Consider the following 13,312-nt stretch of genomic DNA (forward strand, 5'->3'; position numbering starts at 1 on the left):
GCCGGTCGGCCGGGGACGATGAGGTGGGGTAACCATGAACGCGCCGTACGACGGTGACCGCGGCCAGGGCGCGGGCGGCACCGCGCCGTCCGGTGGGACGCCCGCGGCACCCTCAGGCCCCGGCCACCCGCCGGCGCAGGACCCGCGGCAGGGCGACCCCGCACAGCACCCGCACGGGCAGGGCCCCTACGCGCAGGACCCGTACCAGCAGGGCGACCCCTACGCGCAGAACCCGTACGCCCAGGACCCCTACGTCCAGGACGCCTTCGCCCACGACCCGTACCGGGCGCAGGACCTCTCCGCGCAGGACCCGGTGACCGAGGCGCTCTACGACCGCGCCGCGCACCCGCCACCGCCCCCCGGCACCTATCAGGACCCCCAGGCGCTCTACCAGCAGCCGGCCGCGTCCCCGCACGCCCCCGATCCCCGGGTGTGGGCGCAGACCCCGGCGCCGGAGCCCGACGGCCCCTCGCGCCACCTGCCGTACGGCGACGACGCGCGGACGGTCCAGTTCACCGGCGTCGACGACCTGGTGACCCGGGCGAGCGAGGAGGCGCCCGAGCCGGACGCCTTCGCGCACCTCTACCGGGACCAGCAGGCGTCCGGCCAGGTGCCCCCGCCCACCCCGGAGCCGGACCCGCTGCCCGCGCCCGCGCCCAAGAAGGGCGGCCGTGCCTCCGGGCTGCTCAAGTCGAGCGCGGTGATGGCGGCCGGCACCCTGGTCTCCCGGCTGACCGGCTTCGTCCGCAGCCTGGTGATCACCGGTGCGCTCGGCGCGGCCCTGCTCGGCGACACCTTCACCATCGCCTACACCCTGCCGACGATGATCTACATCCTCACCGTCGGCGGCGGTCTCAACTCGGTCTTCGTCCCCCAGCTCGTCCGCGCGATGAAGAACGACGAGGACGGCGGCGAGGCCTTCGCCAACCGTTTGCTCACCCTGGTCATGGTGGCGCTCGGCGCGATCGTCGCCCTGGCCGTCTTCGCCGCGCCGCTGCTGATCCGGCTGATGTCGAACACCATCGCCGACGACGCGGCGGCCAACAGCGTGGCCGTGACCTTCGCCCGCTACTGCCTGCCCACGATCTTCTTCATGGGCGTGCACGTGGTGATGGGGCAGATCCTCAACGCCCGCGGCAAGTTCGGCGCGATGATGTGGACCCCGGTCCTCAACAACATCGTCATGATCGTCACCTTCGGCCTGTTCATCTGGGTCTACGGCACCTCCGCCGAGTCCGAGATGGGCGTGCAGACCATTCCGGACGAGGGCATCCGGCTGCTCGGCATCGGCACCCTGCTCGGCCTCGTCGTCCAGGCCCTGGCGATGATCCCGTACCTGCGCGAGACGGGCTTCCGCTTCCGGCCCCGCTTCGACTGGAAGGGCCACGGACTCGGCAAGACGGTCAAGCTCGCCAAGTGGACCGTGCTCTTCGTCCTCGCCAACCAGGCGGGCGTCCTGGTCGTCACCCAGCTCGCCACCGCCGCCGGCGAGGAGTCCGGGAAGAACGGCGCGGGCTTCCTCGCCTACTCCAACGCCCAGCTGATCTGGGGCATGCCGCAGGCCATCATCACCGTCTCGGTCATGGCCGCGCTGCTGCCGCGGATCTCCCGCGCCGCCCACGACGACGACCCGGGCGCCGTCCGCGACGACATCTCGCAGGGCCTGCGGAACTCGGCCGTCGCGATCGTCCCGGTCTCCTTCGCCTTCCTGGCGCTCGGCGTCCCGATGTGCACCCTGCTCTACGCCTCCAGCGGCATCGAGGCCGCCCAGGGCATGGGCTTCATCCTGATGGCCTTCGGCCTCGGTCTGATCCCCTACTCCGTCCAGTACGTCGTGCTCCGCGGCTTCTACGCCTACGAGGACACCCGGACGCCCTTCTACAACACGGTCATCGTCGCCGCCGTCAACGCGGCCGCCTCGGCGGCCTGCTACGTCGTCCTGCCCGCCCAGTGGGCCGTCGTCGGCATGGCCGCCTCCTACGGCCTCGCCTACGCGGTCGGTGTCGGGGTCGCCTGGCGCCGGCTCCGCAACCGGCTGGGCGGCGACCTGGACGGCACCCACGTGCTGCGGACCTACGCCCGGCTCTGCATGGCCTCCGTACCCGCCGCGATCGTCGCGGGCGCCGTCGGCTTCGGCCTCCTGAAGCTCCTGGGCGAGGGCGCGCTCGGCTCGCTCGTCGCCCTGGCCGTCGGCGGGGCCGTGCTCCTCGGGGTCTTCTTCGTCGCGGCCAAGCGCATGCGGATCGCGGAACTGAACACCCTGGTCGGCATGGTCCGCGGCCGTCTGGGACGCTGAACCGGAGACTCCGCACAACCATCGGTGGGGGCCGCGTGTCGTGCATAGCGTCCGACTGTGGGCACAATTGGCTTGGTTGTTGGATGTGGCGCAACGGATGGGGAGGCAGGAACGACGGTGGCGGAACGTAGCACGGCTGCCGTCGACGTGGCCGACAACAGCGGTGACGACCCGCTGACCGCCAAGGCGGGCACGGCCGCGACCGACGGGGTGGCGGAAGAACAGAAGACGGCGGAGAAGACCGCCGAGGCCACGGAGAGCAAGGCGGTCGAACGACGGAGCGGTGAACAGCCTTCCCTCACGGCTCCGGAACTGCACAGCGGCCACAAGCTGGCCAGGCGCCACCGGCTGGAGGAGTGCGTCACTCGTCTGGACGGCTTCAGCAGCTGGCGGGCCGTCGACGAGAAGCTCCGGCGCGCCGTCGGGGTCCATCTGCTGCCCGCCGACCACCCCCGGGCGCGTTCGGTCCTGGCCGCGGCCCGCTCCGCCGCCCTCCTCGGCGACCCCCGGTTCGTCCAGGTCCTCGACGCCGTCGAGGAGAACGACCTCGTGTACGTCGTGCACGAGTGGCTGCCCGACTCCGTCGAGCTGACCGCGCTGCTCGCGGCCGGCCCGCTGGAGGCCCACGACGCCTACCAGCTCGTCAGCCAGGTCTCCCAGGCCATGGCCGCCGCCCACCGCGAGGGCCTCGCCCACCTCCGCCTCACCCCGAGCGCGGTCCTGCGCAGCTCCACCGGCCAGTACCGGATCCGCGGCCTCGCCGTGAACGCCGCCCTGCGCGGCATCACGGCCGAGCGTCCGCAGCGCACCGACACCGAGGCCATCGGCGCCCTGCTGTACGCGTCGCTCACCCAGCGGTGGCCGTACGAGAACGACGCCCACGGCCTCTCCGGGCTCCCCAAGGGGGTCGGGCTGCTTCCTCCCGACCAGGTCCGTGCCGGCGTCCACCGGGGACTCTCCGAGATCGCCATGCGCGCCCTCGTCAACGACGGGGCCACCGCCTCGCGCCAGGAGCCGCCCTGCACCACCCCGGACGAGCTGGCCAGGGCCGTGTCCTCGATGCCCCGCGTGAAGCCGCCGGAGCCCGAGTTCACCGCCCCGCCCGAGTACCAGCGCACGACGTACCAGCAGGGCACGTACGGGCGTCCGCAGCCGCACCCGGCGCCCACCCAGCCGGTCGTCGTCCCACCGCCCCCGCTCCAGAGCCGCACCGGCCGCGCGCTGAAGTGGACCGTCTCGGCCCTGCTGATCGCCGCCCTGGGCCTGGGCAGCTGGCAGATCGCCGACCGCCTCATCGGCCCGAAGGACACCTCCAAGACCCCGGAAGCGCCCCCGACGATCGTGACCGACCAGAAGCCGGTGGCGCCCAGGCCGCTCGCGATCCAGTCGGCACAGGAGTTCGCCCCCGACGGGCTGCCGCAGAACTCCGACGGGGTGGGCAACACCTACGACGGCGACAGCTCTTCGTACTGGCGCACCAAGACCTTCCTCGACGGCCCCGTCCTGGCGCCGTACAAGCAGGGTGTCGGCATCGTCTACGACCTCGGGAGCGAGCAGAACGTCTCCTCGGCGTCCATAGCGTTCCGCTACGGCGGCCCACAGACCGAGATCACTCTGTACGCGGCGGACTCCCTGTCCCCCGCGGGCTCCCCCGAGTCCATGAAGAAGATCGCCACGACCGAGAGCTCGGACCTGACGGCCAAGCCGACGACGAAGAAGCCGGTCAAGACGCGCTACGTCCTCCTCTGGATGACCTCCGTGCCGTACTCCGACGGCGACCAGTTCTCCGGCTCCGGCTACAAGCAGGGCATCACGAACGTGTCCTTCCAGGGATCCGCCCCCTGACACCGGTCGATCTCCACCGATGAGCGCCGAGCCCAGCTCGGCGCTCATTTACTTCCGGGCACGGACCGGATTGAATGCCAGCACGGCTGCCGAGCGAGGAGGGGAACCGTGGCACCTGCGGCTGATGCCTCCCGGGAGGCGGCGGACGAGGAGCTCCTGGCCCGTCACGTCGCCGGGGACCCCGATGCCTTCGGTGAACTGGTGCGGCGGCATCGGGACCGGTTGTGGGCGGTGGCCCTGCGGACCCTGGGGGACCGCGAGGAGGCCGCCGACGCCGTCCAGGACGCCCTGCTCTCGGCCTTCCGGGCCGCCCACACCTTCCGTGGCCAGTCGGCCGTCACGACCTGGCTCCATCGGATCACGGTGAACGCCTGCCTCGACCGGGCCCGCAAGACCGCCTCCCGCAGGACCTCGCCCGTCGACGACGACCGCTTCGAGCAGCTCCTCGGCCCCCACGAGTCCGCCGAGGCGCCCGTGGAGCGCCGGGACCTCCACCGCGAGGTCCTGGCCGCGCTCGCCTCGATCCCCGCCGACCAGCGGGCCGCCCTCGTCCTCGTCGACATGCAGGGTTATCCGGTCGCGGAAGCGGCCCGTATCCTCGGCGTTCCCGCCGGAACCGTGAAGAGCCGCTGTGCCCGGGGCCGGGCGCGCCTCCTTCCGATGGTCACTCATCTGCGTGCCGACACCGTGGGTAACGAGGCTGCCGAAGGGGGAAGGAACCGGACGCCGGGGACATCCGTCCCACCGGTGCCGGGGCCGACGGACACCGGACCGACTGATTCAGCTGCTGTGAAGGGCGGAGGTGGGCGCACGTGACTTCCACGGCCGACAGGGCTGACACCACACAGCACCCGGACGTCTCGGAGATCTCCGACCTGGCCGAGGGGCTGCTCTCGCCGTCCCGTTCCGCGGCCGTACGCCGACACGTGGACGGCTGTCCCCTCTGCGCGGATGTGCGGTCCTCCCTGGAGGAGATCCGGAGCCTGCTCGGCACCCTGCCGGGCCCGCCCCGGATGCCCGTCGAGATCGCGGGCCGGATCGACGCCGCCCTCGCCGCCGAAGCACTCCTCGACGCCACCGCCCCGGACGGCGACACACACAACGACAGCAACAGCGACAGCCGTGTTTCACGTGAAACATCGCGTCCCTCCGTGGGAGCTTCCCCTTCTTCCCCTCCGGCATCGGGCCGCCCCTCCGGGCGCCCCCGCGCGGCCACCGGCCCGGGGCGCACCAAGCGCCCCCGCCGCCGGATCGCCCTCTTCTCCACGATCGGCGCCGCCTTCGGTGCCGCGATCCTCGGGACGAGCCTGTACCTCAGCCAGGCGGGCGACATGGCCGGCGACGGTGTGGCGAACGGCGTGAGGAGGGCCGACGCCTCCACCAAGGTCGCCGCCGCCCCCTTCTCCGGGTCACCGGTCGAAGAGCGGGTCCAGGACCTCCTGTCCCAGGACAGAACGCTGAGGACTCCCCAGGGCATCGGCCCCGAATCGATGTCCTCCGACACCGGAAGCACGTCCCCCCGGCGGAGCGGCGACGATGCCGTACCCGCCTGCGTCCTCGCCGGCACCGGCCGCACCGACCCGGTGCTGGCCCACGAGCGGGGCGAGTACCAGGGGAAGTCCGCCTATCTGCTCGTCCTCACGGACCCCGCCGACACCACGCACGTCCAGGCCTATGTGCTCGACGCCTCCTGTGCCGGCCGGGCGGAGAGCGGAGAGGCCGCCGAGGTGCTCCTCAGCAAGGCCTACCCCCGCTCCTGACCCCCTCTTCCCGCCCTGGTCACGTGCCGCGCGGCGGTCTCGGGAATGCACGCCCCTTAGGATCCGTTGGGTGGGGTGAGCGACCGAGACAACCGCCCCGTAGGCAGTGGCAGTCTGCAGAGACGAGGAAGAAACCCGTGAGCGACGTCCGTAACGTGATCATCATCGGCTCGGGGCCCGCGGGATACACCGCTGCGCTCTACACCGCCCGAGCGTCGCTGAAGCCTCTGGTCTTCGAGGGCGCGGTCACCGCCGGTGGCGCCCTGATGAACACGACCGAGGTCGAGAACTTCCCCGGCTTCCGTGACGGCATCATGGGCCCGGACCTCATGGACAACATGCGGGCCCAGGCCGAGCGCTTCGGCGCCGAGCTCGTCCCCGACGACGTCGTCGCCGTGGACCTGACCGGTGAGATCAAGACCGTCACCGACACCGCCGGCACCGTGCACCGCGCCAAGGCCGTCATCGTCACCACGGGCTCCCAGCACCGCAAGCTCGGCCTTCCCAACGAGGACACCCTCTCCGGCCGTGGCGTCTCCTGGTGCGCCACCTGCGACGGGTTCTTCTTCAAGGACCAGGACATCGCCGTCGTCGGCGGCGGCGACACCGCGATCGAGGAGGCCACCTTCCTCTCGCGCTTCGCCAAGTCCGTCACGATCGTCCACCGCCGCGACACCCTGCGCGCCTCGAAGGCCATGCAGGACCGTGCCTTCGCCGACCCGAAGATCTCCTTCGCCTGGGACAGCGAGGTCACCACGATCCACGGCGACCAGAAGCTCAGCGGTGTGACCCTGCGCGACACGAAGACCGGAGTGACCCGAGAGCTGCCGGTCACCGGCCTCTTCATCGCCGTGGGCCACGACCCGCGGACCGAGCTCTTCAAGGGCCAGCTGGACCTGGACGACGAGGGCTACCTCAAGGTCGCCGCCCCGTCGACGCGCACGAACCTCCCGGGCGTCTTCGGTGCCGGTGACGTCGTCGACCACACCTACCGTCAGGCCATCACGGCCGCCGGCACCGGCTGCTCCGCCGCGCTCGACGCCGAGCGCTTCCTGGCCGCCCTCGCCGACACCGAGAAGGTGGCCGAGCCCGAGAAGCTGGCCGAGACCCCCGTGGTCTGACCCCTGCCTACTCCCCACCCACACCCCGCGAGTTCAAGGAGGCCGCTGTGGCCCTGAAGTCTGTGACCGACGCCACCTTCGAAGAGGAAGTCCTCAAGAGCGACAAGCCCGTTCTGGTGGACTTCTGGGCCGAGTGGTGCGGCCCGTGCCGCCAGATCGCCCCGTCGCTCGAGGCGATCGCCGCCGAGCACGGCGAGATCGAGATCGTGAAGCTCAACATCGACCAGAACCCCGGCACGGCCGCCAAGTACGGCGTCATGTCCATCCCGACGCTGAACGTCTACCAGGGTGGCGAGGTCGTGAAGACCATCGTCGGCGCCAAGCCGAAGGCCGCCATCCTGCGCGACCTGGAGGGCTTCGTCGAGCCGACCAAGGCCTGATGCTCCTTCGCTGTTTCACGTGAAACATGCACGCGGAACAGCAGCGGCCCGCTCCCTCACCGGGGCGGGCCGTTCTCGTGTCCGGAAACTAGAGGGGCCGTAGGGCGGGCTCCTTCTGAACGACTCCGAGCAGGCGGTCCAAAGCCATCTCGACGTCCTCCTTCCAGGAGAGCGTCGTCCTGAGATCCAGTCGCATCCGGGGAAAGGCGGGGTGCGGCCGGACGGTCTTGAAGCCCACCGCGAGCAGGTGGTCGGCCGGCAGCACACAGGCCGGTTCCTTCCAGCGGGCGTCCCCGAACGCCTCGATCGCCTTGAAGCCCCGCCTCAGCACGTCCTTGGCCACGGTCTGCACCATCATGCGGCCCAACCCCTGCCCCTGGTAGTCCGGCATGATCCATGCCGTTATCAACTGGACGGCGTCCGCCGCCACGGGGCTCGTCGGGAAGGCCGTCGACCGCGGCACATAGGCCGGGGGAGCGTAGAGAACGTAGCCGACGGGTACCTCGTCGACGTAGACCACCCGCCCGCAGGAGCCCCACTCCAGGAGGACGGCCGAGATCCAGGACTCCTTCTCCAGCTCCGAACGCCCCGCCTTCACGGCGGCCTCACCGCTGACCGGGTCGAGCTCCCAGAACACACAGGAGCGACACCGCTTGGGGAGATCCGGAAGGTTGTCCAGCGTGAGCGGTACGAGCCGACGCCCCACGGCTGTTCCTCGCTTCCCTCGCCTTCGCGTACGGATGTGCCTCTCGAAATCGTATCGATCAGGCGATCAGGAGGACACCGTCCACAGGCAAAGGGCGGGCCGCGCTCCGGTGGAACCGGAGCGCGGCCCGCCCTTCGGGGCTTCGTCGGAGCGAGGAGAGTGCGGCGGTCAGCCCTGGGCGGCCTCTTCGACGTTCTTCTGGTCCAGGACCCGGCCCTCGCCGGGGGCCAGGGTCGAGAGGATCCGCTCCAGGTCGTCCATGGAGGCAAACTCGACGACGATCTTGCCCTTCTTCTGCCCCAGGTCGACCTTCACCCGGGTCTCGAAGCGGTCCGAGAGACGGGTGGCCAGGTCCGTGAGTGCGGGCGAGACACGAGCGCCGGCGCGCGGCTTGTTCGGCTTGACCGCGTCGGCCGGCTCCTCGGAGCCCATGAGGCTCACGATCTCCTCGACGGAACGCACCGAGAGGCCCTCGGAGACGATCCGGGCCGCCAGCTTGTCCTGGGCCTCCACGTCCTCCACGCCGAGCAGAGCCCGCGCGTGGCCGGCGGAGAGCACCCCGGCGGCGACCCGGCGCTGCACCGGAGGGGAGAGCCGCAGCAGACGCAGCGTGTTGGAGATCTGCGGGCGGGAACGTCCGATCCGGTCCGCGAGCTGGTCATGGGTGCAGCCGAAGTCCTTGAGCAGCTGCTCGTAGGCGTGCGCCTCTTCGATCGCGTTCAGCTGCGCCCGGTGGAGGTTCTCCAGGAGGGCGTCCAGGAGCATCTTCTCGTCATCGGTCTCCCGGACGATCGCCGGGATCCGCTCGAGCCCCGCCGTCGTGGAGGCCCGCAGACGCCGCTCGCCCATGACGAGCTCATAGCGGTCGCCGTCGACCTTGCGCACGACCACGGGCTGGAGCAGACCGACCTCCTTGATGGAGGTGACCAGCTCCGCGAGGGCGTCCTCGTCGAAGATCTGTCGCGGCTGGTGCCGGTTGGGCACGATGGCGCCGATCGGGATCTCGGTGAAGTACGCCCCGGCGGGGGCCTTCGGCTCGGCCGTCTTCACGGCCTCGACCCATGCCACCGCCGACTCGGGAGACGGAGCGCTCTGCGGGATCAGCGAACCGAGCCCGCGTGGCCCCAATCCCCTACGTCGCTCACTCACTGAATTCCCTCCGACATGCTGCGCTGATGGTTCTGGTGCCCCACACGTGCGTGCTGGGCGTCATAGTTCACGGTGACGCCCCGAAGGGCGATCTCACGAGCCGCTTCGATGTACGACAGGGCACCACTGGAGCCCGGATCGTACGTGATCACCGTCTGGCCGTAGCTCGGTGCCTCCGAGATGCGGACGGACCGGGGGATGCTGGTGCGCAGCACCTCCTCGCCGAAGTGGGTGCGCACCTCCTCGGCGACCTGGGAGGCGAGTCTCGTCCGGCCGTCGTACATGGTGAGCAGGATCGTCGAGACGTGGAGCTTGGGATTGAGGTGCCCACGGACCAGATCGACGTTCTTGAGGAGCTGACCGAGGCCTTCGAGGGCGTAGTACTCGCACTGGATCGGGATCAGCACCTCGGCCCCCGCCACCAGGGCGTTGACCGAGAGGAGGCCGAGCGAGGGCGGGCAGTCGATCAGGATGTAGTCCAGCGGCTGCTCATAGGCCTGGATCGCCCGCTGGAGGCGGCTCTCACGCGCCACCAGCGACACCAGCTCGATCTCCGCACCGGCGAGATCGATGGTGGCGGGGGCGCAGAAGAGGCCTTCCACGTCCATGACGGGCTGCACCACTTCGGAGAGCGGGCGGCTGTCCACCAGGACGTCGTAGATCGAGGGCACGCTGGCGTGGTGGTCGATGCCGAGCGCCGTGGAGGCGTTGCCCTGCGGGTCCAGGTCGATGACCAGGACGCGGGCGCCGTGCAGGGCCAGGGACGCGGCAAGGTTGACCGTCGTGGTCGTCTTGCCCACGCCGCCCTTCTGGTTGGCGACGACCATGACGCGAGTCCGGGCCGGGCGGGGAAGCCCCTCACCGGCACGTCCCAGGGCCTCTACTGCCAGCTGGGCAGCACGGCCGATGGGGGTGTCGTCCATGGGGGGCGGCGTTTCCATGGAGGGCGATGTTTCACGTGAAACATCGTCTCCCACCGATTCGGTTCGGGGACCGGGGACCGGATCGGTCATCGGTCCCGCGATGTTGGCGTCGGACCGCAAGGATTCACTCTCCTCGGCTTCGGGCTCGCGATGAGGAGAGCCTGCCATGCTTTCGGGGTCGCGAACCAGCGAGGTCGGTGGTTCTGTGGATGAATCCACCTCTGTGGACATCTCCATAACCCTCGCGGGTGGATTCACGCGGGGCCTACGGTCCCGGGGCGTGGCGGCCGCGCGTCCGCGACTGATGATCCCCTGCAGCAGCGAGCGATGTTTCACGTGAAACACCATGCCCGCGCCACCCCGCCGGAGCCGGTCGACACTCCGAAATCGGACGTATGCGACGCCCGACGGCGTCAGCGGCGTCGACGGGTCTTGCTCGTCCGGGCGGCCTTGGCACGCTTGGCCGCGAACCGCACGCCACCGGGGCTCTCGCCGACCTCCACCCGGACAACCGTGGACAGGGGATCGACGATGCCCTCACCCACGTGCAGCACCGAGGTCTCCACCACACCGAGCCGGGAGAGCGCGGCGCGGGAGCCGTCGATCTCCTCCTGGGCGGTGTCGCCCTTGAGCGCCAGCATCTCCCCGTACGGGCGCAGCAGGGGAACGCCCCAGCCGGCCAGCCGGTCCAGCGGGGCCACCGCGCGGGCGGTCACCACGTGCACGGGCGTGATCTTGCCGAGCATCTCCTCCGCGCGTCCCCGGACCACGGTGACGTGGTCGAGGCCGAGCAGCTCGACGACCTCCTGGAGGAAGTTCGTCCGGCGCAGCAGCGGTTCGAGGAGCGTGATCTTCAGGTCCGGCCGGACCAGGGCCAGGGGGATGCCGGGCAGACCGGCGCCCGAGCCGACGTCGCAGACGGTGACGCCCTCGGGAACGACCTCCGAGAGGACGGCGCAGTTCAGCAGGTGGCGTTCCCAGAGCCTCGGGACCTCGCGGGGGCCGATCAGACCGCGCTTCACTCCCGCGTCCGCGAGGAGCTCGGCATAGCGCACGGCCTCCGGGAAGTACTCACCGAAGACTGTCCGTGCCTGCTCCGGCGCCTCGGCGAGCTCCGCTGCCTCCGTCACGGGAACCGTCCTTCCGTACCGCACGCATGCCGTGCGAGCGCACTGTGGTGGTGGCTGAACTATCAGGCTGACAAAGATCGGCCCCGCCTGCGAACAGACGGGGCCGAGACTACGTGAGGGGTCAGGCCGGGAGCACGACGACGAAGCGCTGCGGCTCCTCGCCCTCGGACTCGCTGCGCAGACCGGCGGCGGCGATCGCGTCGTGCACGACCTTGCGCTCGAAGGGCGTCATCGGGTCCAGCTTGACCGGCTGGCCGCCGGCCTTCACCTCGGCCGCGGCCTTGGCGCCCAGCTCGGCGAGCTCGGAGCGCTTCTTGGCCCGGAAGCCGGCGATGTCGAGCATCAGACGGCTGCGGTCCCCGGTCTCCCGGTGCACGGCGAGGCGGGTCAGCTCCTGGAGCGCCTCCAGAACCTCGCCGTCGCGGCCCACCAGCTTCTGGAGGTCGCGGCTGCTGGAGTCGCTGATGATCGAGACCGCTGCCCGGTCCGCCTCGACGTCCATGTCGATGTCACCGTCGAGGTCGGCGATGTCGAGCAGGCCTTCGAGGTAGTCGGCCGCGATCTCACCCTCCTGCTCCAGGCGGGTCAGGGTGTCGCCACCCTCGGCGGCGGCGGAGGTGGTGCCTTCCGTCACGGACGGGCTCCTTCTTGCGTCGGGGGAGGCTTACTTCTTGGAGGACGGGTGCTTGGGCCGCTGCTGGCCCTTGCGCTGGCCGGTCTTGCCCTGCTGCTGGCGGGAGCCGCCGGAGTTGGCGCGGCTCGGGCGCGCGGGCTTGTCGCCCTGGGCCTCGCCCTTCGCACCGGTGACGTCGGTGGCACCGGTCTTGGCCGGACCCTGGGGCTTCTTCTCGAGCGAGGGGGACGCCTTCTCGGCGGCCGGCTCGGTGTCTTCCCCGGCGTCCTTGGAGAGGGACGGCTGGACCGCCGCGGCCTGGCGCTGGGCCTTGGTCTGGCGCTTGGGCTGCTGGCGCTTGGCGACGGCGCCGCTCTCGGCCTCGGCCGCGATGGTGTCGCTCTTGATCACGGTGCCGTCGGCCTGGGCGGCGAAGCCGGCCTTGGTGAGGCCTCCGAAGAAGCGGCGCTCGTTCTCGTTGCGGTCGGCGCCCTTGGCGACGACGACCTTGACGACGCTCTTCCGGCGGCGGCCGCGGACCTCACCGTGCTGGGTGATGCTCTTGAGCAGGCGCTGGAGGTAGGCGTCCTGGGCCTTGCTGCCCGGCGTCGGGTTCTGGTTGATCACGTACATCTGCTGGCCCATGGTCCACACGTTGGTGGTCAGCCAGTAGACGAGGACACCGACGGGGAAGTTGATGCCCATGACGGCGAAGATCACCGGGAAGATGTACATGAGCATCTTCTGCTGCTGCATGTACGGGGTCTTCACCGAGAGGTCGACGTTCTTCATCATCAGCTGGCGCTGGGTGAAGAACTGCGAGGCCGACATCATGATGATCATGATCGCGGTGACGATGCGGACGTCGGTCAGCGAGGCGTCGAGGGCGGCGACCTTCGCGGCGCTGTCGGTGAACTTCGCGGCCAGCGGGGCACCGAAGATGTGGGCCTGACGGGCGCTCTCCAGGAGCGGGCCGTCGATCTTGCCGATCTCCTTGCCCGAGGCGATCGCGGAGAGCACGTGGTACAGGGCGAAGAAGAACGGCGACTGCGCCAGGATGGGAAGGCACGAGGAGAGCGGGTTGGTGCCCGTCTCCTTGTACAGCTTCATCATCTCTTCGGACTGGCGCTGCTTGTCACTCTTGTAGCGCTCCTGGATCGCCTTCATCTTCGGCTGGAGCGCCTGCATGTTCCGCGTCGACTTGATCTGCTTCACGAAGAGCGGGATCAGGCAGATGCGGATCAGCACCACCAGGGACACGATGGACAGACCCCAGGCCCAGCCCGTGTCGGGGCCGAAGATCGCCCCGTACATCTTGTGGAACTGGACGATGACCCAGGAAACGGGCCAGGTGATGAAGCTGAACAGACTGGCAATCGTGTCCACTAA

12 protein-coding genes are annotated in these 13,312 nt (G+C 70.2%); 6 read left to right on the forward strand and 6 right to left on the reverse strand.

Features of this window, described 5'->3' with window-relative positions; translation table 11 throughout:
* Positions 1 to 34: 34 nt before the first annotated feature.
* From murJ to trxA, 6 genes are all read left to right on the forward strand, one after another.
* A complete protein-coding gene (gene murJ, locus ACIP5O_RS01210; protein WP_401287052.1) occupies positions 35 to 2,296 on the forward strand; it encodes a murein biosynthesis integral membrane protein MurJ in 2,262 nt (753 codons plus the stop codon).
* Positions 2,297 to 2,413: 117 nt separating this feature from the next.
* Positions 2,414 to 4,141 carry a protein kinase family protein gene (locus ACIP5O_RS01215; RefSeq protein ID WP_401287054.1) on the forward strand — a complete coding sequence of 576 codons (1,728 nt, stop codon included), beginning with the start codon at positions 2,414 to 2,416 and terminating at the stop codon, positions 4,139 to 4,141.
* A 108-nt stretch (positions 4,142 to 4,249) separates the two neighbouring features.
* Positions 4,250 to 4,957, forward strand: coding sequence for an RNA polymerase sigma factor SigM (sigM, locus tag ACIP5O_RS01220; protein WP_401287057.1), 708 nt, complete (start codon positions 4,250 to 4,252; stop codon positions 4,955 to 4,957).
* On the forward strand, positions 4,954 to 5,901 hold the full coding sequence (locus ACIP5O_RS01225) for a hypothetical protein (protein WP_401287059.1): 948 nt from the start codon (positions 4,954 to 4,956) through the stop codon (positions 5,899 to 5,901). The genes sigM and ACIP5O_RS01225 overlap by 4 nt, the downstream gene beginning before the upstream one ends.
* 137 nt (positions 5,902 to 6,038) lie before the next feature.
* Complete coding sequence (gene trxB, locus ACIP5O_RS01230) at positions 6,039 to 7,022, forward strand: thioredoxin-disulfide reductase (protein ID WP_030206776.1); 984 nt, start codon at positions 6,039 to 6,041, stop codon at positions 7,020 to 7,022.
* Between the two features lie 47 nt (positions 7,023 to 7,069).
* Positions 7,070 to 7,402 (forward strand): thioredoxin, encoded by a 333-nt coding sequence (gene trxA / locus ACIP5O_RS01235; RefSeq protein WP_121829139.1) that lies wholly within the window; start codon positions 7,070 to 7,072, stop codon positions 7,400 to 7,402.
* 88 nt (positions 7,403 to 7,490) lie between these two features.
* On the opposite strand, the gene ACIP5O_RS01240 is transcribed toward trxA, so the two are convergent.
* From ACIP5O_RS01240 to yidC, 6 genes are all read right to left on the reverse strand, one after another.
* Positions 7,491 to 8,108, reverse strand: a complete 618-nt coding sequence (locus ACIP5O_RS01240) for a GNAT family N-acetyltransferase (protein ID WP_401287064.1) — start codon at positions 8,106 to 8,108, stop codon at positions 7,491 to 7,493.
* 168 nt (positions 8,109 to 8,276) lie between these two features.
* Entirely contained in the window at positions 8,277 to 9,257 is a 981-nt protein-coding gene (locus ACIP5O_RS01245) for a ParB/RepB/Spo0J family partition protein (RefSeq protein ID WP_401287067.1), read from the reverse strand.
* Entirely contained in the window at positions 9,254 to 10,348 is a 1,095-nt protein-coding gene (locus ACIP5O_RS01250) for a ParA family protein (RefSeq protein WP_401287070.1), read from the reverse strand. The genes ACIP5O_RS01245 and ACIP5O_RS01250 overlap by 4 nt, the downstream gene beginning before the upstream one ends.
* A gap of 245 nt (positions 10,349 to 10,593) precedes the next feature.
* Positions 10,594 to 11,334 (reverse strand): 16S rRNA (guanine(527)-N(7))-methyltransferase RsmG, encoded by a 741-nt coding sequence (rsmG, locus tag ACIP5O_RS01255; protein WP_401287072.1) that lies wholly within the window; start codon positions 11,332 to 11,334, stop codon positions 10,594 to 10,596.
* A gap of 97 nt (positions 11,335 to 11,431) precedes the next feature.
* On the reverse strand, positions 11,432 to 11,944 hold the full coding sequence (locus ACIP5O_RS01260; protein ID WP_121829134.1) for a R3H domain-containing nucleic acid-binding protein: 513 nt from the start codon (positions 11,942 to 11,944) through the stop codon (positions 11,432 to 11,434).
* 30 nt (positions 11,945 to 11,974) lie between these two features.
* Complete coding sequence (yidC, locus tag ACIP5O_RS01265; RefSeq protein WP_401287075.1) at positions 11,975 to 13,309, reverse strand: membrane protein insertase YidC; 1,335 nt, start codon at positions 13,307 to 13,309, stop codon at positions 11,975 to 11,977.
* Positions 13,310 to 13,312: the final 3 nt, after the last annotated feature.

This window comes from Streptomyces sp. NPDC088915 (genome assembly GCF_044749825.1).
Lineage (GTDB): Bacteria > Actinomycetota > Actinomycetes > Streptomycetales > Streptomycetaceae > Streptomyces.

Coding starts and splice junctions, on each gene's coding strand:
- murJ (WP_401287052.1), top strand. CDS start 35: ATGAACGCGCCGTACGACGGTGACCGCGGCCAGGGCGCGGGCGGCACC.
- ACIP5O_RS01250 (WP_401287070.1), bottom strand. CDS start 10,348: ATGGCAGGCTCTCCTCATCGCGAGCCCGAAGCCGAGGAGAGTGAATCC.